The organism is Lysinibacillus sp. CTST325 (genome assembly GCF_054665055.1).
Genome location: NZ_BAAFHO010000013.1, coordinates 91,363 through 112,445, shown reverse-complemented (window position 1 = coordinate 112,445; position 21,083 = coordinate 91,363). Strand labels below are relative to the sequence as shown.

The 21,083-nt window shown below is 37.8% G+C and carries 23 protein-coding genes and 1 riboswitch; of the genes, 5 read left to right on the top strand and 18 right to left on the bottom strand.

Translation table 11 applies throughout. The features are described 5' to 3' along the window. The 9 genes from ACYQ73_RS22455 to ACYQ73_RS22415 form a co-directional block, all read right to left on the bottom strand. Window positions 1-780, bottom strand: a complete 780-nt coding sequence (locus ACYQ73_RS22455) for a 2-keto-4-pentenoate hydratase (protein ID WP_460014479.1) — start codon at window positions 778-780, stop codon at window positions 1-3. A gap of 14 nt (window positions 781-794) precedes the next feature. Further along, a complete protein-coding gene (locus ACYQ73_RS22450) occupies window positions 795-2,264 on the bottom strand; it encodes an aldehyde dehydrogenase (RefSeq protein WP_460014499.1) in 1,470 nt (489 codons plus the stop codon). 76 nt (window positions 2,265-2,340) lie between these two features. Beyond that, window positions 2,341-2,802: a RidA family protein gene (locus ACYQ73_RS22445; RefSeq protein ID WP_460014478.1), complete on the bottom strand. Its 462-nt coding sequence runs from the start codon at window positions 2,800-2,802 to the stop codon at window positions 2,341-2,343. Further along, window positions 2,777-3,808 (bottom strand): amidohydrolase family protein, encoded by a 1,032-nt coding sequence (locus ACYQ73_RS22440; protein WP_460014477.1) that lies wholly within the window; start codon window positions 3,806-3,808, stop codon window positions 2,777-2,779. The genes ACYQ73_RS22445 and ACYQ73_RS22440 overlap by 26 nt, the downstream gene beginning before the upstream one ends. Next, window positions 3,793-4,353, bottom strand: a complete 561-nt coding sequence (locus ACYQ73_RS22435; RefSeq protein ID WP_460014476.1) for a 3-hydroxyanthranilate 3,4-dioxygenase — start codon at window positions 4,351-4,353, stop codon at window positions 3,793-3,795. Before ACYQ73_RS22435 ends, ACYQ73_RS22440 begins: the two co-directional genes overlap by 16 nt. A 26-nt stretch (window positions 4,354-4,379) precedes the next feature. Continuing rightward, window positions 4,380-5,135, bottom strand: coding sequence for an IclR family transcriptional regulator (locus ACYQ73_RS22430; protein ID WP_460014475.1), 756 nt, complete (start codon window positions 5,133-5,135; stop codon window positions 4,380-4,382). Between the two features lie 22 nt (window positions 5,136-5,157). Next, on the bottom strand, window positions 5,158-6,636 hold the full coding sequence (locus ACYQ73_RS22425; protein WP_460014474.1) for a 4-hydroxyphenylacetate 3-hydroxylase family protein: 1,479 nt from the start codon (window positions 6,634-6,636) through the stop codon (window positions 5,158-5,160). 27 nt (window positions 6,637-6,663) lie between these two features. Then, window positions 6,664-7,134 (bottom strand): flavin reductase family protein, encoded by a 471-nt coding sequence (locus ACYQ73_RS22420; RefSeq protein WP_400727429.1) that lies wholly within the window; start codon window positions 7,132-7,134, stop codon window positions 6,664-6,666. 482 nt (window positions 7,135-7,616) lie between these two features. Further along, window positions 7,617-8,357, bottom strand: coding sequence for a tetratricopeptide repeat protein (locus ACYQ73_RS22415; protein ID WP_460014473.1), 741 nt, complete (start codon window positions 8,355-8,357; stop codon window positions 7,617-7,619). Window positions 8,358-8,784: 427 nt separating this feature from the next. On the opposite strand from ACYQ73_RS22415, the gene ACYQ73_RS22410 reads away from it, so the two are divergent. The 3 genes from ACYQ73_RS22410 to nspC all read left to right on the top strand — a co-directional run bounded on the left by ACYQ73_RS22410 (window position 8,785) and on the right by nspC (window position 11,636). Then, on the top strand, window positions 8,785-8,991 hold the full coding sequence (locus ACYQ73_RS22410; RefSeq protein ID WP_460014472.1) for a hypothetical protein: 207 nt from the start codon (window positions 8,785-8,787) through the stop codon (window positions 8,989-8,991). Window positions 8,992-9,270: 279 nt separating this feature from the next. Beyond that, the gene (locus ACYQ73_RS22405) at window positions 9,271-10,500 is read left to right on the top strand and encodes a saccharopine dehydrogenase family protein (protein WP_460014471.1); all 1,230 of its coding nucleotides are present in this window, start codon (window positions 9,271-9,273) and stop codon (window positions 10,498-10,500) included. Then, window positions 10,497-11,636 carry a carboxynorspermidine decarboxylase gene (nspC, locus tag ACYQ73_RS22400; protein WP_460014470.1) on the top strand — a complete coding sequence of 380 codons (1,140 nt, stop codon included), beginning with the start codon at window positions 10,497-10,499 and terminating at the stop codon, window positions 11,634-11,636. Before ACYQ73_RS22405 ends, nspC begins: the two co-directional genes overlap by 4 nt. Before the next feature lie 43 nt (window positions 11,637-11,679). Here nspC and ACYQ73_RS22395 read toward each other — a convergent pair whose 3' ends face one another. From ACYQ73_RS22395 to ACYQ73_RS22380, 4 genes are all read right to left on the bottom strand, one after another. Continuing rightward, on the bottom strand, window positions 11,680-12,564 hold the full coding sequence (locus tag ACYQ73_RS22395) for an amidase (protein ID WP_460014469.1): 885 nt from the start codon (window positions 12,562-12,564) through the stop codon (window positions 11,680-11,682). 43 nt (window positions 12,565-12,607) lie between these two features. After that, a riboswitch (cyclic di-GMP riboswitch) is annotated at window positions 12,608-12,696 on the bottom strand. Window positions 12,697-12,907: 211 nt separating this feature from the next. Continuing rightward, complete coding sequence (locus ACYQ73_RS22390; RefSeq protein ID WP_460014468.1) at window positions 12,908-13,114, bottom strand: DUF6366 family protein; 207 nt, start codon at window positions 13,112-13,114, stop codon at window positions 12,908-12,910. Between the two features lie 272 nt (window positions 13,115-13,386). Then, window positions 13,387-13,875 carry a chemotaxis protein CheW gene (locus tag ACYQ73_RS22385; protein ID WP_053594601.1) on the bottom strand — a complete coding sequence of 163 codons (489 nt, stop codon included), beginning with the start codon at window positions 13,873-13,875 and terminating at the stop codon, window positions 13,387-13,389. Window positions 13,876-13,900: 25 nt separating this feature from the next. Beyond that, window positions 13,901-15,016 carry a M20/M25/M40 family metallo-hydrolase gene (locus ACYQ73_RS22380; RefSeq protein ID WP_460014467.1) on the bottom strand — a complete coding sequence of 372 codons (1,116 nt, stop codon included), beginning with the start codon at window positions 15,014-15,016 and terminating at the stop codon, window positions 13,901-13,903. Between the two features lie 259 nt (window positions 15,017-15,275). Here ACYQ73_RS22380 and ACYQ73_RS22375 point away from each other — a divergent pair, with 259 nt between their 5' ends. After that, entirely contained in the window at window positions 15,276-15,581 is a 306-nt protein-coding gene (locus ACYQ73_RS22375; RefSeq protein ID WP_460014466.1) for a hypothetical protein, read from the top strand. Between the two features lie 113 nt (window positions 15,582-15,694). On the opposite strand, the gene ACYQ73_RS22370 is transcribed toward ACYQ73_RS22375, so the two are convergent. From ACYQ73_RS22370 to mce, 3 genes are all read right to left on the bottom strand, one after another. Beyond that, entirely contained in the window at window positions 15,695-16,660 is a 966-nt protein-coding gene (locus tag ACYQ73_RS22370; protein ID WP_460014465.1) for a hypothetical protein, read from the bottom strand. 265 nt (window positions 16,661-16,925) lie between these two features. Further along, the gene (locus ACYQ73_RS22365) at window positions 16,926-18,473 is read right to left on the bottom strand and encodes an acyl-CoA carboxylase subunit beta (RefSeq protein ID WP_460014464.1); all 1,548 of its coding nucleotides are present in this window, start codon (window positions 18,471-18,473) and stop codon (window positions 16,926-16,928) included. 5 nt (window positions 18,474-18,478) lie between these two features. Beyond that, window positions 18,479-18,892 carry a methylmalonyl-CoA epimerase gene (gene mce / locus ACYQ73_RS22360; protein WP_132356629.1) on the bottom strand — a complete coding sequence of 138 codons (414 nt, stop codon included), beginning with the start codon at window positions 18,890-18,892 and terminating at the stop codon, window positions 18,479-18,481. Between the two features lie 125 nt (window positions 18,893-19,017). Here mce and prli42 point away from each other — a divergent pair, with 125 nt between their 5' ends. Next, window positions 19,018-19,113 (top strand): stressosome-associated protein Prli42, encoded by a 96-nt coding sequence (prli42, locus tag ACYQ73_RS22355; protein WP_460014463.1) that lies wholly within the window; start codon window positions 19,018-19,020, stop codon window positions 19,111-19,113. Between the two features lie 20 nt (window positions 19,114-19,133). Here prli42 and ACYQ73_RS22350 read toward each other — a convergent pair whose 3' ends face one another. Continuing rightward, window positions 19,134-20,111 carry an aromatic acid exporter family protein gene (locus tag ACYQ73_RS22350; protein ID WP_460014462.1) on the bottom strand — a complete coding sequence of 326 codons (978 nt, stop codon included), beginning with the start codon at window positions 20,109-20,111 and terminating at the stop codon, window positions 19,134-19,136. Window positions 20,112-20,605: 494 nt separating this feature from the next. Further along, window positions 20,606-21,046, bottom strand: a complete 441-nt coding sequence (locus tag ACYQ73_RS22345; protein ID WP_053483738.1) for a BrxA/BrxB family bacilliredoxin — start codon at window positions 21,044-21,046, stop codon at window positions 20,606-20,608. Window positions 21,047-21,083 lie beyond the last annotated feature (37 nt).

Here is a 21,083-nt window from a genome sequence, read left to right as displayed (position 1 = left end):
TTACACAAACTCTAGCTCGACTGTACCTAATAGTTCACCAAAGTCTGCTGTAAACTTATCACCCTGTTCAGCATCCAATGCTGCTGATAAAGCACCTGATAATATAACTTCTCCTGCTTCAACACCAATGTTGAAATCTGCTAGACGGTTCACAAGCCATGCGACACAGCTTGCCGGATTACCTAAAACATCTTCTCCCTTACCTTCATTCATAAACTCTCCATTTTTATAAAGCTGCATTTCGATTGCTGGTAAGTCAACATTGAAGACCTCACGTTTCACTTGACCTAGTACATATTTTGCAGAGGAAGCATTATCTGCGATTGTATCTAGCAATTTTATTTGCCAATTGGCGATGCGACTATCCACGATTTCAAGACTAGCTACAATATAATCTGTTGCTTCTAGTACCTCCTCAACAGTCACATTAGGTCCTTTTAAAGGAGACTTGAGTACAAATGCAATCTCACCTTCCACTTTTGGCTTTAAATAAGCAGTTCGTTCAGTTTTTCCTTCTGTAATTTCCATATTCGATAAAAGATGCCCATAATCCGGTTCATCAACGTTTAATAGATTTTGCATTGCTAATGATGTCAAACCAATTTTTTTACCTGTAATTTTATGGCCGTTCAGTAACTTCTCATTTATGATTTCAAGTTGAATGGAGTAAGCATCTTTCAATGAAATATCTTCAGCTGATTGAGTAATTGGCGCAATTCCAATGCGTGTTCTTTCTGCTTCTAATAATTTGCTAGACCATTCAATTAGATTCACTACCATGCTATCACCCCATGTTATAATTTAATTGTTACGTTTGAGACCTCACAGTAGAATTCAAAACTATGTGCGCCACCTTCACGTCCTATTCCGCTGTGCTTCATACCACCAAATGGTGTTCGAAGATCTCTTAAATACCATGTATTTACCCAAACGATTCCTGACTCAATTTGACCTGCAACACGATGTGCACGTCTTAAATCATTTGTCCAAATAGTTGCACCTAAGCCGTAATTTGTATCATTTGCACGTGCAATCACTTCGTCTTCTGTATCAAAAGGCAATACTGTCACAACCGGGCCAAAAATTTCTTCGCGTACACAACGATTGTGGTCTGTTAAACCTGTAATAATTGTCGGCTCAATATAATAGCCTTTATCTCTATTAGCCGGGCGACCACCACCTGTAAGAATATTGCCGCCCTCTTCTCTCGCAATTTGAATGTAACCCATTACTTTTTCATAATGTTCTTTCCCTACAACAGAGCCAATATCTGTCGTTGCATCAAATGGATCCCCTATCTTTAATTCTTTTGTGCGCGCTACAAACTTCTCTACAAATTCTTCATAAATATCACGTTCAACATATATACGAGAACCACAGAGACACACTTGCCCTTGGTTCATAAAGCTCGATTTTAGCGTTGTCGCAAGAACTTCATCTAGGTCCGAATCTTTAAAAATAATATTTGGATTTTTGCCACCTAATTCAAATGAGACTTTTTTCAATGTAGGAGCGGCGGCCCTCATAATAGTAGTACCTGTTTTGGTTTCCCCCGTAAATGTAATAGCATCTACATCAGGGTGTTCCGATAGAAATGCACCTGCTGAATTCCCACCAAAACCGTGAACTAAATTGACAACACCATCTGGTACCCCCGCTTCTTGACACAATTCAACCAAGCGAGTAGCTGTCATTGGTGTAAGCTCAGCCGGTTTCATGACAGCGGTACTACCTGCCGCTAGACAAGGGGCTAATTTCCAAGTTAAAAGTAGTAATGGTAAATTCCAAGGATTTATCATGGCCACAACACCTACTGGTCGTGTCACTGAATAATGTAGTGCCATATTGTCTTGGTTGTAAGATTCATTCCCAAGTGAAGTAACATAATCCGCAAAGAAGTGGAAATTATGTGCCGCACGTTTAATGTCCATTTCTAAAGCTAAATGATACGGCTTGCCTGTATCGGTTGCCTCTAAAGCAGCGAGTTCTTCAACATTTTCTAAAATGAGGTCGCCAATACGTCGTAAAAGTTGAGAACGCTCTTTGACAGTGAATTTTCCCCATGTGCCTTTCAAAGCAGCTTTTGCAGACTGTACTGCTGCATCGACATCTTCTCTAGTCGCTTCTGCTACCCATCCAATGACTTCTTCTGTCGCAGGATTTATATTTTCAAATACTTTTCCATCTGTAGCCTCAATGAACTCACCGTTTATGAAATTACGGCAATTGATACTTTTCGTTTTAATCGTTGCATGTTGCACCACTTTTCTCACTCCCTCAATTATGAAGCGACTTTAAGAAAAAAAGTCTCTTACCTTATTTCTCGAAGTCGCTTTTTGATTATTCAGAAAATTCAACAACCATTTCTATTTCAATTGCTGTATTATTAGGGAGTTGGGCCATTCCAACTGCCGAACGAGCATGCTTACCTCGTTCTCCAAAAACATCCACTAGTAAATCTGATGCACCATTCATAACTTTTGGTTGTTGTATAAAATCAGGCGTAGAATTGACCATCCCTAAAATTTTCACAATACGCTTCACTTTCGATAAATCGCCTAATTCAGATTTCAAGACAGATAACAGGTTAATCATTGATTGGCGACAAGCAGCATAGCCATCCTCTACTGTTAAATCTTCACCTAATTTGCCATGATACTGATCGACACCTTGTCCCGATGTAAAAATTAAATTTCCTGTTCGTACGCAACTAACATAATTTCCAACCGCTTCCCTAGGCTCAGCAAGCTCTATTCCAAGCTCTTGCAATCGTTCTTCAGGCGTTTTTACTTGATTTACCATTTAGAACCTTGCTCCTTTCTACCTTTAAAAATGTCATAGCATTTTCACCTAGAATTGCTTTTCGTACTTCTTCTGATAAGTCCAAGGTTTCATCTATAATTTTCCCAGGGTTAATTTCTCTAAGTAAAAACGGATAGTCAGATCCCATAATAATTTTCCCATGGCCAAAACGTTCAATTAAATAATGTAGATTTTGTGATTCATATACTAATGAATCAAAGTAAAAGTTTTTCGTATAGTGGCTTGGAGGATACTTTGTACGTCTAAGGTTTGGCCAAACGTCCCACCCTTGGTCTAAACGTGGAAGAATGTAAGGGAATGATCCGCCGCCATGTGCAAAACAAACCTTTAAATTCGGATACTTTTCCATTACGCCACTCCACACTAAGCTCGCTGCCGCTAAAGCTGTCTCACTTGGCATGCCGATTGTATATAAAAAGTTATGTCTTGGTGTTCTATCTTGAGCTAAGGTTTCCCAAGGGTGAATAAATAGTGGTATTTCATATTGTTCTGCTGCTTCAAAAAATGGCAGTAAATACTCGCTGTCTAAATTTTCTCCATTTATATTGGTACCAATCTCAATTCCAGCTAGACCCATTTCCTTGCACCGTATTAACTCAACGATTGCTGCTTTTGCATCTTGCAACGGTACAGTTCCTAGGCCGATAAAACGATTGGGATGTTCTTTAACAACCTCTGCAATAAAATCATTTTGGAATTGTGCAAGCTCTACCGCTTGTTCAATAGGTGCCCAATAAGAAAATGTTACAGGTACAGGTGAAATAACCTGCATATCTACACCCTCATTATCCATATCCTCTATGCGCTTTTTCGCATCCCAGACTTGATCGGTCACTTCCCTAAACACTTTACCACTTACCATAATATCCGCTCCACAAGAACATTTTTGCTCTAGGACGGGCCACTTTTCATCATCATACTTAATAGCAAAATTCGGTAAATCTCTTGGATAAATATGTGTATGGAAATCTATTCGCATTGCCATTCACTCACCGTATCAGGCATTACATGTCCACAACTATCACATTGGCGTAATTCCTTAGAAGAGTTGAAGTGATCAATACCTTCTGCAATTTGTTTACCAATGTTTGTTACTTGAATGCGTACACGATACAATTCATGGTCGCATTCACTGCATAGCCATACTAAATCTTCTAACTCGCCCTCTTTGCGCTTTCTCTCCACGACAATTCCATATGTGTCTGCTATACGGTGCGGTGAATGAGGAACGTTCGACGGTAGCATGAACATTTCGCCTTCCTTCACTTCAATTACTTCACGTTTATTTTCATCATTAATAACCTCTACAAAACAAGAACCCTTAATTTGATAGAATAGTTCATCTGATGGGTCAACATGGAATTCACGACGAGCATTTGGACCACCAAGTAACATAATTAAAAACTCAGAGTCTTCCCATAGTACTTTATTATTCACTGGCGGTTTCAGTAAGTTCTTGTTCTCCTCAATGATTTTTAAAAGGTTTTGAGAACGAGCTTGTAATTTACTCACTTGCGTTGAATTTGACATATTTGAATTCCTCCTGTTTTTTAGATTTAATAATTAATTGTCATATAGCCTATTTGTCTCGAAATCATTTCTGCTGAACGGATTACTTCACGAACAATCGCATGTTTTTCCTTACCGTTCATATAACTTTTTTCACCTACTAAGTTAAGAGCCGCCACAACCTCACCATTATAGGTTTTAATAGGTGCTGCAATTCCATAAGTATTCGATTCATTTTCTAAATCGCTAATGGCATAGCCGTTTTTGTATACCACTTCAAGCTCCTTTTTCAAGTCTTCCACAGAAGTGATGGTATTGGCTGTTTGTTTAAACATTCCTTTTTCCATCATCGGTATCATAAATGCCGGATTATACGTTAATAAAACTTTTCCGATGCTTGTTGAATAAGCAGGATAGCGAGTCATCCCGACAAATGTTGGTACTACATCGGCATGTGGAGACATGGCCTTGTATACAAATCGAACTTCCCCATTATCAAACATCCCAATATGAGAAGTACCTTTAAAACGCGCAACCAAATTACTTATAATGGGTCCTGCTTCAAAATTAATATCTTGGGAATACATAACTTTGTTACTCCACTCAAGAATTTTCCAACCCAATCGGTAACGCTTATCACTGCCTTGCAAGAGAATACTTTCTTTACACATTGTTTTTAAGAAATGATGGACTGAACTCGGAGGTAAATTTAGCTTATCTGCAATTTCTTTATTACTCAAAGATGGTTCGTCATCCGAAAATAAATCGATAATGCGTGTGATTTTTTTAACCGATGAAATCAAGTCCTTCACCTCCAAGTTCAATTTAAAGTGTTTGTTTCTCTCTTACGTCTTCTTTCTTAGCAAGAATTGAATCAACTAAATCAAATGAGTACCCTTTCTTAAATTTATTGTAGTAAATAGCACGTTTCCGAATAGGATCCCCTGTATAATAGCGTTCATATTGAAGTGCTCTCATACCAAACCCTTCACCACATAGATCCCAAGCTAGCTTAAAGATTTTCATTCTTAGTTCTGCATCTACACCTTCTCGACCACCATAATGGCGATCGATGCTTGGACGGAGTTCTGAATTTAGGAAATCCGCTTCAGTTGGCATCATTAGTAAACCGCCTGCACCAATTGTTTGCATTACTTCAATTGCTCTTGGATACATTTCTGGCATCATGCCGCGAATTGTTTCTAAGGCATCTGGGTTTAATCGAGCTTCACCGTGCTCTGTAATTGTAAATTCATGCTCTGCTGTTCGAAGCAATGCACGAATGACTTCTACAGATTGCACTAATTCACCGAGGTCACGTTGCACATTTAAAAACTGATCTACACCAATCGAATCAGCAACCTTGCAAGCCACCTCTACAGCAAATGCAAGTTTGATGTATCCTCTAACACCTGACTGATGTGCTGGCTGTTCTGCAATACCTGTCATTGGATACAATAAGTTCGCAGCTTCAACGTTGTTATATAAAAACACCCGATCCCATGGTACTAATACATCTTCAAAAATGAGAAGAGCATCCATTTCCTCATAGCGAGAAGCCAGCGGATGATCGAATGTTGAGCGTGTACCATCTTGAACTGGTTCACGACAAATAATTTTTAATCCTTTCACATCAATTGGTACAGCAAAAGCTAACGCATAACGCTCATCTCCCGATGTAAATCCTGGGTATGAATAGATAATCACTTCATCCGTAAACGCTGCTAATGTTGCTAGCATTTTTGCTCCGCGGACGACTAACCCCTCTGGACGTTCTTCTACTGCACCTAAGTGCGTAAACATATCTGACTGTTGATGTGATGCTTTACTTCGATCATTTTGCGGATTCACAATTGCATGAGTTAAGAACACATCATTATCACGTATATGACGATAATAAGCTTCAATATTTTTAGCCCAATCTTGGTTGTATTCCGCTAAGAACCAAGAATTTTGTGCTAATGAAGTCACTACTGTATTTAAAAAATCTGGCGTTCTGCCCATCAAACCATATGTTTGTCGAGCTACAACTTCAAAAGCCTTACTACGTTTCATGATGTCTTCGTAAGATTTAGCAAATAGAAATGAAGTTGCTACACGCTCACCTGTTTCTTCACATACATGCGTTAAATCTTCTTGGTATTTTAGATCATGTTGTAAATCATACAACTTTGCAATCTCTTGGATTGGTTGATGAAAATAGGGTTCATCGTAAACACTCTCTACTAAACGACCATTTAGCCATACTTCCGGTTTTCTTGACTTTAATGCATCTATATATTGTTGTCCTGTTCTGATTCCCATAACTGAAAATCCTCCTCTCCGAAATAATTATTGTTGTATTAGCTGTTTTGTCGAGCCCATCTTGCCTTCGAAGAATGTAAGCGCTTCCCTTTTAGTGCGTTCAAAATTTATTATTTCTCCTATAAATAACACATGGTCTCCTGCGTCTACTTCTTTCCATGGTTTACATTCGATGAAAGCAGACACACCTTCAATTTTCGGAGCTATACCATCTTTAATCCATGTAATTTCTAGCCCTTCTTGCTTTCGTCCTGCAAATTGCCATGCTATAGACTCTTGTTGATCTGCCAAAATATTAATTGTAAAAGCTTTGTTTTTCATTTGAGATAAAGAATTTGCTTTTTTATCGATAGATACTAGTGCTAGAGCTGGCTCTAACGAAACGGAAGTAAATGAGTTCACTGTAATTCCATTAATACTCGCGCCATCAAACCAAGTAACTACCGTCACTCCTGTAGGAAATTTCCCAAATGTTTGTCTAAGTAATTTTGTATCCATTTACAGCACCCCCTTTCATTTATTATTAGTATCATAACAACTTCTCTTCTCCTTGAAATGCATTATATTTCAAATAGTGAAATCAAACAAAATAACTTTCTGCTTCATACTCATTTTTTCTACAAAAATCAATATTTTTCTATATAGGTAAAATGATAACCATCTACAATTTGATAATTCGCTGATTTATATGATATTTTTCTGCTTGAAATCTCTTTATCTAAAACTTTATTATTATTTTTATTATTCTGAAAATTCTTTATATTTTTTCTTCGTTTATGAGCAAAAAGGAAACACTCCTGTAGAGATGGCTCCACCCATTTAGTTTTTATTATTTAAAGTAATGGCGAAAATGGTCGGTTTTTAATACGGATTCATACTAGATAGATCCCAGGCTGTTCGACCTTTCTTCACTTCTACAATAAAAAAGTAGCACAAACCATAGCTTTGGTTTGTACTACTAATGTTAGTATGTTTTTCTTTTAGAGCATTTGCTTTTTCCATTGCGCTAGCACGTCATTGGATTTCGCAATGTCCACTTTTAATGCCACTTGCTTGGCAGAGCAACGCTTTTTAGCCTTTTCCCATGCTTCTTCTAGAGCAGGTAAATAGCTTAAATTTTTTGTAGCTGCGACTAGCTGTAAAAAAATATTTCCTTGAATGAAATACCAGCGAGGGTTCATGCCATCTAACTGAATGGCTTCTTCAATAAGGCGTAGTGCCAAATACGGACTGCCTTCATTTCGACTCAAAAACTGTGCGAATGCTCCCCAGTAAAGAGCTTTATTTGGCTGCAATTTTATCGCTTCCGCATATTGCACAAGTGCTTTATCATGCTCCTTAGCAAGAGCAAAATATTCAGCCATTGTATAGTAAGCATTCGCTTGCGCCTCGACCGATCCAGCTAATAATTCATCTACTACTTTACCGAATTGCTGATCATCCTCACTACCTATATATGCAGCGAGTACATCACGCTCTGGATAGGAGCCATCTGTTCGTTCAACACTTTGCTTCCCTTTTTCAGCAGAAGGGATAGGCATATTTGCATAACCGTTCGCTTCCAACAATGCGACGTGCTGTTGAATTGTTGGGAAAGGTTCATGTTCTGTAAACGCACTATTAGCTAACAGTGCTTTGGCTAATTGATAGCTTTCTTTCACATGACCATTTAAAAATAATTCATTTATCTGTTGGACTTGCTCATCAAACTGTTTAATCACTATTAAAATCCTCACCTTCACCAAAAGAAAAGTATTATAGGTATTTTACCATCTTTAAATCTAAAACAAACTAAATAGAAATAATTTTTCTATAATTCTTTTAATTCAAGGCTGAATCAATAGCCATATTAAAGGTCAGATCACAATATGGTTCTTCACATAGCGAGGATTGATTTCCATTTCTACTGGGCGTTTTCTCGAGGGCGTTCGATGAGCCGCTTCACTCGCGTTGCTCGGCACGGGGTTCCGCCACTTGGCCTTGCTTTTCCTCCGCTAACTCATGTCTTTCCGCCGCTAACTCATGCATCTGTGACGATAATAATCCTCAGATAAAAAAACATTGGATAAAGTTCTGAATTGTGAGATAATTGAAGTGTATTTTCTTTTTTTTGAGAACATATAAATTATATAGAGGAGGGCTTGTGCTATGAATAGACGATTTCATTTTGTATCGCTTATTATTGGAAATTTGTTAACACTAGGAGCTATTTTCATTTACGCTATGCAAAGTCAAGTAGATGTGGCCCTCAGCACATATGCCCTTGTAATGGGGTTTTTAAGCATATTACTACTGATCTTTTTTTATTTATGGGGGGATGAAAAACAACAAATATCGAATCGATTTTCTAAATAACTCGGGTGGTTTCAAACTACAGTTTTGAAGCAACCCCAGATTTTCCCAAACGCTGACGTTGAACAAAAAGTGATTTTCCCCTTTTCTACATCAGTAGTTTAGGGAACTTTTTTTCACGAAATGCTTCTTTTTTCGTGGCATTCACCTCTGAATACACCGAATTATTGTTGAAAAATAAAAAATTTTGTAGAAAATTTAAAAAGAATCATTGAGTAGTAATTCAATTTTCTGTATAATCAGCTTGTTTGACAATACTTATATGAATTTGGGGGTAGACAATTGGGTAAAGCATTGATTATAGGAGCTGGCGGAGTAGCCAGTGTTGTGGTACACAAGTGTGTTCAAAATTCAGACGTATTTGAGGAGATTTGTATCGCAAGTAGAACTGTTTCAAAATGTGACGCTCTAAAAGAAAAACTAGATGGCGGAAAAACAAAGATTCATACCGCACAGGTAGACGCAGACAACACGGAAGAGGTTATTGAGCTTATTAAAGCCTTCGGACCAGAAGTTGTTATTAATGTAGCACTACCTTATCAAGACTTAACAATTATGGATGCTTGCTTAGCGACGGGTGTACACTATGTGGATACTGCAAACTACGAGCCACCTGAAACGGCAAAATTTGAATATAAATGGCAATGGGCATATAAAGAGAAGTTCGAAAAAGCTGGCTTAACCGCTTTACTTGGTAGCGGTTTTGACCCAGGCGTAACGGGCGTTTTCACAGCTCATGCACAAAAACATGAATTTGATGAAATCCACTACATAGATATTGTGGATGCAAATGCAGGTGATCACGGTTACCATTTCGCTACAAACTTCAACCCAGAAATCAACATTCGTGAAATTACTGCAAATGGTCGTTACTGGAAAGAAGGCGAGTGGGTTGAAACTGCACCACTTGAGAAAAAAGAGGTTTATAACTTACCAGAAATCGGACCAAAAGATATTTACCTTTTATACCATGAAGAACTAGAATCACTTGCTAAAAACATTAAAGGCTTAAAGCAAATCCGTTTCTGGATGACATTCTCTGAAAAATACTTAACTCATTTAAAAGTATTAGAGAATGTTGGTATGACTTCTATCGAGCCTATTGAATTTGAAGGACAAATGATTCAACCAATTCACTTCCTTAAAGCTGTACTGCCTGATCCAGCATCACTTGGACCACGTACAAAAGGAAAAACTAACATCGGTTGTATTATTCGTGGTCTAAAAGATGGTAAGGAAAAAACTTATTATGTCTACAATGTATGTGACCACGAGGAATGCTATAACGAGGTTGGTTCACAGGCAATTTCCTATACAACTGGTGTCCCAGCAATGATTGGTGCAATGCTCGTGATGAACGGTCAATGGCGTAAACCTGGCGTTTGGAATGTCGAAGATTTCAATCCAGATCCATTCATGGATGCACTAAATAAATGGGGTCTACCATGGCAAGAGAGCCATACTCCAGAATTACTTGACCTTGAGTTCGATGTAAAGGAATTAAGTCGATGAAGCCAATTGATTTCTCAAAAGTTCCATCCCCTTCTTACGTAGTGGATGAACGATTATTAACAAAAAATCTAGAACTTTTAAAATCGATTCAAGATCGGACAGGTTGCCGTATTTTACTTGCCTTAAAAGGGTTTTCAATGCATTCCACGTTCCCATTAGTAGGCGAATATTTAGCAGGAATAACGTCTAGCTCATTATTTGAAGCTCAACTCGGCTATGAAAAAATGGGCAAAGAAGTTCATGTCTATGCACCAGCATACGTGGAACATGAAATGGACGAGCTTCTTGGCTACGTTGATCATATTGTGTTTAATTCATTTAACCAATGGAATCAATATAAGGACAAAGTAAAATCTGCTGGTAAAACAATTGAATGCGGTATTCGTATCAATCCTGAGTACTCTGAAATTGAAACAGCACTTTACGACCCTTGCTACACGAATTCTCGTCTTGGCACAACATTAGCCAACTTCGACAAGTCACAGCTTGACGGTATTGACGGCTTACACTTCCATGCAATGTGTGAGCAAAACTCAGATACGTTAGAGCGCATTATACAAGTTGTCGAAGAAAAATTTGGTGATGTTTTACATCAAATGAAATGGTTAAACTTTGGTGGAGGTCACCATATTACACGTGAGGATTATGATGTAGAAAAGCTTGTGAATATCATTAATTACATCCAAGACAAGTATAACCTTCTCGTCTACTTAGAGCCAGGCGAAGCTGTTGCACTTAATACAGGCTATTTAGTAGCAACTGTTCTTGATGTACAGAAAAACGGTATGGACCTAGCAATTTTAGATACATCGGCAACTTGCCATATGCCTGACGTTCTAGAAATGCCATACCGCCCAATGATTATTGGTTCTGGTCAATCAAATGAGCTAGCTTACACATATCGCCTAGGCGGGCTTACTTGTCTTGCTGGTGATGTAATTGGTGATTATTCATTTGAACAGCCTTTACAACCAGGCGATCGTCTAGTATTTACAGATATGGCGCATTACTCAATGGTGAAAAATCATATGTTTAATGGCGTAAATCTTCCATCAATCGTTTCTTATAACGATGAAGAAGGCATTAAAGTCATTCGTGAATTTAAATTCGAAGACTATAGCGGCCGACTTTCATAAGCCAAAAGAAAATCCTCTCCAACTTAAAGCTGGAGAGGATTTTTTACGGCTGCATATTCATCCAACTATCAACATGATGAATGGCAAAACCATTATAACTTTTTTTATTGGCATAATGTTGATGAACTTGTGCTAACTGTTTATTCATATAGGCTTCTCCATCATCATAGAAGGTAATATTATTCCCTTCATCCGAGGCTCCTGTTTCCACACCAATAACAATTGATTTTTTAACTTTTTTTGCATAGTTTATTTCATGTTCAACAATATTTATAATGTCTTTAGCAGCATCTCGATATGCCATTATCGAAACACTTTCCACTTGGTCAATCACCCAATCAGCTAGTAACCCTTGTCCAAATTGGTTTTGGTATGTAATTTCGTCAAACCAAAATGGCATATCCACTTCCAATGGCAAATGTAATCGATCGGTATCCCCTTTCGCTCTAGTAAGAAGCGCTTGATAGGATTCAATCGTTTTCACTTGATTCGAGCTCCACCCACTATTTAAATAGGGCTCTACATCGAGATGGACACCAGAAAATTGCTCTGTTGCTGCTGCATTTTCATTATATGTATGTAGCCAATCAAACAGCTGATCCTGCATTTTATAACCCTCTGTTGAAACCCAACTTGCAGAACCATCCAACGCATATACTTTTATACCTTTTGCCGTTGCTTGATCAATAAAATTTTTGTAATAGTTACTTGCTATATTACTATTAATTTGTAAATATAATTTATTAACTTGTTTGCTTTCTAAAAATGAGAGTACTCCTGATTCATCTTCGACAATTTTTGCCGTATCCCATAACCAAGTAGCCTTATCTTGCATGGCCATTGCGTCTACCTTTCCCATTGTTAATCCTAGCGTACTTACAATTGTTACTATCAAAGCAATGATTGCTCTTAGTGAACGACTTACCATATATTACATCTCCATTCTATTTACCGAGGCTCATAGAACAGAACCTGGCAACCTGACAATCATGCACTACAATAGTGTTTAGACTCATGGCTTTGCGTCCTTCCCTTTCGGTGAAGTTTGCCTTTTGCAGTATTTTTATTACCATACATAATACGATGTTAGAAAGGATATGTCTGTAGGTAAATCGCATAATTTTATGGGTAACTTTCAATTATGAGAATATGAACACAGGTTATTTTTACTATGTTAGAAATAAGTAATGATGATGATAGTGAAGAGGTACGTGTAGCGATTGAAGTTTTATGGAGTGCAAAATTAGAGATATCGATTCCTTTCGATATCTTTAACTGAGAAATAATTTGTATGTAATGTAGCCTATCAATAACACTAAAACTAATACGACCGTCTCTTTCCAACCCAAACCATTTAAATTTCCGCTAGTTCCCCTATTCATTCCATCGTTTAAAGAACCAGTAGGATTGTTTTTTAATTCACTTTGTTTTAAACGCTCTCTTTTTTCTTCGGGTGTTTCCGTTTTCTTTGAATCCATATGATAAATACCTCCTCAAAAACGAATTATTATATGATATATGCATAATTATGTTTTGTCATGCAGCCCATCGGACGTCCCAAGGAAAGCGACCAGTCGGAACGGAAATCAACGACACGTTTTGATGATAAGCTTAATATTGGACATAGGTATTCAGTTTCCTTTTATTATTAGGAAGCCACTTAAAAAGAAAGACAGAATCACACATTTGTAATTCTGTCTAAAATATTATCTAAGAAATGTTGTATTGAATGATTTAATTATACAAAAACTTATGCCTCTACATTTTCTTTTTCATTTTCAAGCATTTTGTGTAAATAATTTATTATTTCACGTATACCTTCTAATGAATTCACAAGTATCTTCGGGTCAACGTATGTGATCATACGATTTTCAAGATTAGCCACAGCTGTAAAGTAGCGTGTTTTTGAATAATTGACAAGTCCCATCTGCTTTAATACCGACTCATCAAAATCAAGAATTTCACGAGCTTCTGTTACAAGTAATCCATAATTCACAACATCCGTGTTCAACACTATAATCCGTGCTGTTGCTGCATTAGAAGAACGATTATAAAGAATACGCTCAAAATCAAGCACAGGGACAAGCTCGCCACGAATTCTTGTGAAGCCTAGAAGATAATTAGGCAAGTGAGGAATCGGTGTTACTTGCTCTAACTTTTCAATCGAAATGGCTTGTTCCACAGGCACTGCATATTCCTCTGTACCACAAGCAAAAACTACTGCCTTTATACTTTCCATACGTTCACATCCTCGATTTTTGCTGTTATTTTTTCGCAGACTCTTTGACGATTTCAACAAGTAAATCCGCTAATTTTTCTAATTCTTCGACTGGGATTTTTTCATTTGTTGTATGAATGTCCTCGTACCCTACAGAAAGATTTACTGTAGGAATGCCAAAGCCCGCAATAACATTAGCATCGGAACCTCCGCCAGAAATACCAAGCTTTGGTGTTCGATCTATGTTGTGTACAGCTGCCATTGCCACTTGAACCACTTTATCTGATTCTGTTACACGGAATCCAGGATACATTAGCTTCACTTCAACTTCAGCCTTTGCACCTAATGAAGCAGCGACTTGCTCAAACGTCTCCTGCATATGCTTCGTTTGGGCATCTAGCTTCGCTTTGTCGATCGAACGAGCCTCTGCTAGAATCGTTACTTCGTCACACACAATATTTGTTGCCTGACCACCCTCAAAGCGACCAATATTTGCTGTTGTTTCTTCATCTAATCGACCTAGCTTCATTTGTGCAATACATTTGGAAGCAACCGTAATCGCTGAAATTCCTTTTTCAGGAGCGACACCAGCATGCGCTGTTTTCCCAATTATTTTAACGGAAATTTTTGCTTGGAATGGAGCCGCTGTTACAATTCCTCCTACTTTGCCATCACTGTCTACAGCAAAGCCGTATTTCGCTTTAATTTTAGAAGGATCTAACTCTTTAGCGCCAACGAGTCCACTTTCCTCGCCAGCTGTAATAATAAATTCAATATCACCATGTTCAATATTTTGTTCTTTTAAGCGTTTAGCCATTTCAAATAATGTGGCGATACCAGCTTTGTCATCAGCACCTAAAATTGTTGTACCATCTGAAACGATGTAGCCGTCTTCACGCAGAGAAGGTTTAATCCCTTTCCCCGGGACAACTGTATCCATATGAGAAGTAAAGTAAATTGGGTCGATATCTAATGAACCCTTTAGCGTAGCAAGTATATTACCTGCTCCATGCCCGTTACGAGTATGTGCATCATCTTGTTCTACTGTAAAACCAAGCGCTATTAATTTGTCGATTAAAACCGGCGCAATCACTTCTTCATGTTTTGTTTCTGAATCGATTTGTACGAGCTCAAAAAACTCTTCTACTAAACGACTTGTCATGTTGTAGGACTCCCTTAGTTTACGTGTTTATCCACGTCATAGTTATCTTCTATATTTTAGCATACTGCTGCGTTTGGTAAAATAAAACGATTACATTGTTTTTCAATTGATGGCTACAATTATCCTCTGCAATTCAGTTCGCAAATTATTGACGGGTAAAAATGCTTTTATAAGCGAACTACCTTTTTGAATACAATTGGAAAATTTATGTTAAAATATTTTATAGATAATTAACGTCAATTTGGGGGAGAGTGGTGACTTGAAGAAAAAAATTATAATTATTGTTTCTATGTTGGTTGTCATTATATTATTGCATTCAACACCAAGTATAGCATTAAGAACACATATATTTTTTATGGGTTATCCAAAAGCCGCAATTTCTTCAGGAATTATTGAAGATAAAAATCATAATGAAGTAGATAAAGAGAAATTTGCCGAATTAAATGCCAAAGCATACAGTCTAACAAATCCTCCAATTGAAAAAGCTACTCAGGGCGAATTAAGAAACTATCTTGTGAGGAAATTTGGATTTTTACATTTTGCAGAATACTTAGGTAATACTTAATAACCTTCCTCAATCAAACGTGGGATTTACAAAAAAAACGCTCAGTAATCTGAGCGTTTTTTTGTCGTTTATATTATTACTAATTTACCGTTACAGGGAATTCTTTTCACAGATTACTTTATATCTACATTTTGAAAGATCGCTTCTTTTTCTTTATGTAGAGACTGCAAATAGTCATCTGCCTTATTATGTTTATCCTGTAGACGCAAGATCGTATTATGTACATCATCTTGTACACGAGAAACCTGCTCTCTTGCGGTAGATATTTTAGAGTGAACAGACCAAGCTGAAAAAATATCATCAAAGAAATAGTCCGCAAATTTTACAAATCCATCTGTTTCAACTGCTAACGATTTCGTTGACATATCTTGTACATCCAGTAGTTCGTTTTGGAAGCGCTGTAATGCAATTTGAGCATTATGAAGATAATTTTCGGACTCATCAAGTGCATCATGCTTTAAATGTGTAGCAATGAGACCCCCACCAAAAAACGTATCCCACGCTGAGTAACCACTTGCAGAATGCAAGGACTCTGCAGCTTGTCCAAGCTTAGTAAGTGCTCCTTCACCAGCTTCTTCTGCTTCCTCTATCTCTATTATAAGTTGTTTCGTTAACATTTCTTCATGCGCTAATTGTTCAAGCCTTTTTGCCTGTTCAGGTTCATGTATTTGGAAGTAGCCTTTCTTTTTAGCATTTAATTGGCTTAAAGCTCCTTGCAACTCTTGTTCATTTATTTGAGTAAGTTTAGTGTTTATTTGCCCTAAATCATCTGTCAGATCAAGTTCCATCTTCTTTGCTTCATTTATTTTTAATTCAAGAATAGCTGCTTCATCAATTTTTTCAGTACGCAGCTCATCTTGTTGCCCTGTCCACGTACGAATCATATTCATAAAAGAAAAACCTTCTAACTTATCGAGTTTCAAACGAATTTGATTGAGTGCTGTAGAATGTTTGTAAATTTCCTGTTGTGCACGCTCGATTTGCTTTTCAATTAAATCCTTTTGTTCACTTAACCTACTAGCAGTTCTTAATTGTGCATGAATCATTTCTTGCTCTTTTTGTAATTGTTTCCATTCCATTTATCTCAACTCCTCTTACATATATGTACGGATGAAACGTGGATATGTTTCAATTATCTGTCATTTTTTCTAATCAATTATGCCTATGCATTATGTTGGTTACTCAGGCGTTTTCAAAAGGAGTGAAGTTCTTAGCCTGAGTTCCTCTATTTCAGCCGATGTTTGAACACTCGCTGAAAGAAGTTAAAACTTTTATTCTCTTACGTTAGTTCAAGTCAAAAAGAAAAGCCTAGTAATCCTCATGGATACTAGGCTTGTACAATTTTTATAGAGGAATGTTTCCGTGCTTTTTCTCTGGACGTGTTTCATGTTTGTTCGATAACATATCTAGCCCTTGAATTAGCTTAATACGTGTATCACGTGGGTCGATAACATCGTCTACCATACCGCGAGATGCTGCCACGTATGGGTTTGCGAATTTTTCTTTATATTCTTCAATTTTCGCTGCACGTGTTGCTTCTGGATCTTCTGATTTTGCAATTTCACGCGCGAAGATAATGTTAGCTGCACCTGCTGCACCCATAACCGCAATTTCTGCGTTAGGCCAAGCAAATACTAAGTCTGCTCCAATTGATTTAGAGTTTAGGGCAACGTACGCACCACCATATGCTTTACGCAGAATCACTGTAATTTTTGGTACAGTTGCTTCTGAGTATGCATAAAGGATTTTTGCTCCGTGACGAATGATACCGCCATGCTCTTGTTTAACGCCTGGGAAGAAACCAGAAACGTCTTCAAATGTGATGATTGGTATATTGTAAGCATCACAAGTACGAATGAAACGAGCAGCTTTGTCTGAAGAGTCAATATCTAACCCACCAGCTAATACTTTAGGTTGGTTACATACAAGACCAACTGATTCACCAGCAATACGCGCAAAACCAACTACTACATTTTTCGCAAATTCTGCATGAACTTCCATAAATGAACCTTCGTCCACTATTTGCTCGACTACTTTACGTACATCATAAGGACGAGTTGTTTCGATCGGTACAGCATCCACGATTTCCGGACGATAGTCATCACCCTCAGGACGTGCCTGACGAGGAGCTTTTTCTTTATTATTTTGTGGTAAGTAGCTTAATAGTTTCTTAATTTGATCAATAGCTTCTTCTTCAGATGGTGCGCGGAAGTGTGCATTACCACTTACAGCGTTATTTACTTTTGAACCACCTAAATCTTCAGCAGAGATTTTTTCACCTGTTACTGTTTCAATAACTTTCGGTCCTGTAATAAACATTTGAGATGTTTTATCAACCATTAGAATGAAGTCTGTAATTGCTGGAGAATATACCGCCCCACCAGCACATGGTCCCATGATAACTGAAATTTGAGGAATTACCCCAGAGTAGATTGCATTACGATAGAAAATATGACCATAACCATCAAGTGAAAGTACACCCTCTTGAATACGAGCGCCACCTGAATCATTAATACCGATAAATGGTGTACCATTTTTTGCAGCTAGATCCATCACTGTTGCCATTTTTTTTGCGTGCATTTCACCAAGTGCTCCACCAAATACTGTGAAATCTTGAGAGAATAAGTATACTGGACGTCCATTAATTTTACCGAAACCAGTTACTACACCATCACCAGGACCTTCCATCTTGTCCATGCCAAAGTCTACTGTACGGTGTGTAATGAATGGGTTGATCTCGAAAAATGTACCTTCGTCTAGTAATAATTCAATACGCTCACGAGCAGTTAATTTGCCTTTATCATGTTGCTTCTCGATGCGCTCATAGCCGCCACCAAGTTCAATTACTGTCTTACGGTCATACAAGTCATTAATTTTGTCGAACATATCCATATTGATCACTTATCCCCTTTTCCACTTTTATCGCATAATTCATATAACACACCGAAAGATGATTTCGGATGCATGAAAGCAACTTCTGCACCACCAGCACCTGGTCCTGGCTCTTCAGATAAAAGACGGACGCCTTTTTCACGAAGCTCAGCCATACGCTCACGAATACCTGTTACACCGAAAGCTACATGGTGAATACCTTCTCCACGTTTTTCGATGTATCCGTGAATAGTACTTTTTTCACTCATCGGTTCTAATAACTCAATTTTCACATTACCCGCATCAATGAATGCAACACGAACCTGTTGAGATTCTACTTCTTCCACTTTCAGCAGCTTTAAGCCTAAAGTTTCTGTATAATATGTAATGCGTTCATTAAGATCGCGGACTGCAATCCCAATATGATCTACTCTCTCCATGGTGACATCTCCTTCTGTTATGGTACATAATCTATTTTACAGACTTTTTCGTCAAAACTCTACTACTTGAGAAATTTTTCAGATTTGCTAAACTATTTATAAGAAAAGAAGGAGCGAACGAGCATATGAGTAATAAAAAATTTCAAAAATTCGTCGTTTATACGATGGTCGTAATCATGGTAATTTCAACTCTAGCATTCGGCTTATCAATGCTAGTGTAATGAAAAGCTAGGCGTCCGCATTACTGCGGGCGCTCTTTCTTTACCTTTAACCCCTTGAAAGATTGCTTAATTTCTAAATATCGATCCATTTCCTCAATAAATTGATAGAGAGCCGCTTGTGCTAAAAATTGCTCATGATTTTTCGGCAAAGGTAATTGGGCGAAATCTAGTTTTACTTGCTCTAACTTCTCCCTAAAATGACTAGCCGTATTTCCTGAATGAACATGCTTACCGAGGTCTTGTAAAAAATCAGCGACGATTACTGCCTCTTGTACTATAACAGGAAGTGCCGTTATTTTTGGAAGAACCCTATCGATAATTTCTAGCTGCTGTTCACGCATATCAAAATACACGTAGTAGTCATTTTCACGCCTCGTAAAATGATTTTCAACATCTTTAAACGCTAGGGATTTTGCACTATTTAATGCTTTAATCGCATCAATAATTTCCTGCCCATCCCACAATGTATCGCCTTCTCTTAAGTAGTTGGCAATTTCTAAAAAAATCTTACTGTAAAGTTCCTCAATTTTAACTCGATAGTAATTTAATTCCTTTTGAATGTCTGGCATATACATATTTATAGCTATTCCCGTACCATAACCAATTGCCATTAATGCGAATTCATTAGAAACTAGTGCCAATGAAAAGCTTTTAGCTGCATAAATATGCATAATAATTACTGCACTAGAGACAAAGCCGTCTGCAACCTTCAATGACACAATTGTTGGTATGAAAACGATCAGCATACCTGCTAATGTAAGCGGATGATAGGAAAATAGCTCAAAGCTCAAAAATGCATAAAGCATACCGATAATACTTGCGACGAATCGTGTATAAGCAGCATGAAGAGATTTCTTCTTCGTTGGCTGTACACATAATATTGTTAGAATACCAGCAGATGCATAAGAAGCTAATTCAAAGTATTGGGCAATGGCGATAGCGATTGCTGCGCCAAATGCCGTTTTTAATGTACGATAGCCGATTGAAAACTTCTTCAAGTCGACTGCCTCCTATCTTTCAGTACTCTAATTTGACATAGGTGTTGAAGGCTATATATCGCTACAAACATAGGCACATCACCATAACGGGGGTTGATTTCCGTTCCGGCCGGGCGCTTTCCTGGGGGCGTCTAGCCTCCACTCCAATCAACTAATATTCATTGAATAGGTTTTAACAAATGTCATCCACAACTTTTGGTGATGAGCGCAATATATAGTTTTAGAAAAACAATGGGTTTTACCACAATAATGCCCAATATTTCTAATCAACACACCTGTTAATTTTATTCATTTCGAACTTTAGGTGAATCATTTAGCCAATATTACAAATATTTCGAATGTCAATTGACTAGTATATTGAATTTAAAAGAAGGTTTTCTATGGAGTCATGCTAATCGGGGATCAACTATCATGGCTAAGCAGTAAGCCTCCGCAGATGTTTTTGTAGCTGCGGGGCTTACTAATAGCTCCTCTTTTAACTCTTATGAATAAAATTAAAGTTCGTCGCAGTATTCCTCAAAGTTTGCTTGTAGGTTTGTTACTACTGACATTGGGTCATGTCCCTCAATTTCATAGCGTCCAACTTCTGCTACTACTTGTCCATCCTTTAATAACACAAATGATGGAGAGGATGGTAAATGATCTTCACCGAAGTGATAACGAGCAGCTGCAGTTGCTTCTTTATCTTGACCAGCAAATACCGTTACAAGATGGTCTGGACGTTTATCGTAATGTACGCATTGTGCTGCTGCTGGACGTGCGATACCGCCTGCACAGCCACATACTGAGTTTACCATGACTAATGTTGTACCTGGACGAGCAAACGCCTCTTCAACAGCTTCTGGCGTGCGAAGCTGCTCATAACCAGCACCCTCAATTTCTGCACGTGCTGTTTTTAAAATTTCTTGCATAAATAAATCGTAATCCATATTCATATAGCGATAAGCTCCTTTCAAGTTCGCGTCATCATCA

Coding starts and splice junctions, on each gene's coding strand:
- ACYQ73_RS22455 (WP_460014479.1), bottom strand. CDS start 780: ATGGTAGTGAATCTAATTGAATGGTCTAGCAAATTATTAGAAGCAGAA.
- ACYQ73_RS22445 (WP_460014478.1), bottom strand. CDS start 2,802: ATGGTAAATCAAGTAAAAACGCCTGAAGAACGATTGCAAGAGCTTGGA.
- ACYQ73_RS22440 (WP_460014477.1), bottom strand. CDS start 3,808: ATGGCAATGCGAATAGATTTCCATACACATATTTATCCAAGAGATTTA.
- ACYQ73_RS22435 (WP_460014476.1), bottom strand. CDS start 4,353: ATGTCAAATTCAACGCAAGTGAGTAAATTACAAGCTCGTTCTCAAAAC.
- ACYQ73_RS22425 (WP_460014474.1), bottom strand. CDS start 6,636: ATGGGAATCAGAACAGGACAACAATATATAGATGCATTAAAGTCAAGA.
- ACYQ73_RS22420 (WP_400727429.1), bottom strand. CDS start 7,134: ATGGATACAAAATTACTTAGACAAACATTTGGGAAATTTCCTACAGGA.
- ACYQ73_RS22410 (WP_460014472.1), top strand. CDS start 8,785: ATGAATAGACGATTTCATTTTGTATCGCTTATTATTGGAAATTTGTTA.
- nspC (WP_460014470.1), top strand. CDS start 10,497: ATGAAGCCAATTGATTTCTCAAAAGTTCCATCCCCTTCTTACGTAGTG.
- ACYQ73_RS22395 (WP_460014469.1), bottom strand. CDS start 12,564: ATGGTAAGTCGTTCACTAAGAGCAATCATTGCTTTGATAGTAACAATT.
- ACYQ73_RS22390 (WP_460014468.1), bottom strand. CDS start 13,114: ATGGATTCAAAGAAAACGGAAACACCCGAAGAAAAAAGAGAGCGTTTA.
- ACYQ73_RS22385 (WP_053594601.1), bottom strand. CDS start 13,875: ATGGAAAGTATAAAGGCAGTAGTTTTTGCTTGTGGTACAGAGGAATAT.
- ACYQ73_RS22380 (WP_460014467.1), bottom strand. CDS start 15,016: ATGACAAGTCGTTTAGTAGAAGAGTTTTTTGAGCTCGTACAAATCGAT.
- ACYQ73_RS22370 (WP_460014465.1), bottom strand. CDS start 16,660: ATGGAATGGAAACAATTACAAAAAGAGCAAGAAATGATTCATGCACAA.
- ACYQ73_RS22365 (WP_460014464.1), bottom strand. CDS start 18,473: ATGGATATGTTCGACAAAATTAATGACTTGTATGACCGTAAGACAGTA.
- mce (WP_132356629.1), bottom strand. CDS start 18,892: ATGGAGAGAGTAGATCATATTGGGATTGCAGTCCGCGATCTTAATGAA.
- prli42 (WP_460014463.1), top strand. CDS start 19,018: ATGAGTAATAAAAAATTTCAAAAATTCGTCGTTTATACGATGGTCGTA.
- ACYQ73_RS22345 (WP_053483738.1), bottom strand. CDS start 21,046: ATGAATATGGATTACGATTTATTTATGCAAGAAATTTTAAAAACAGCA.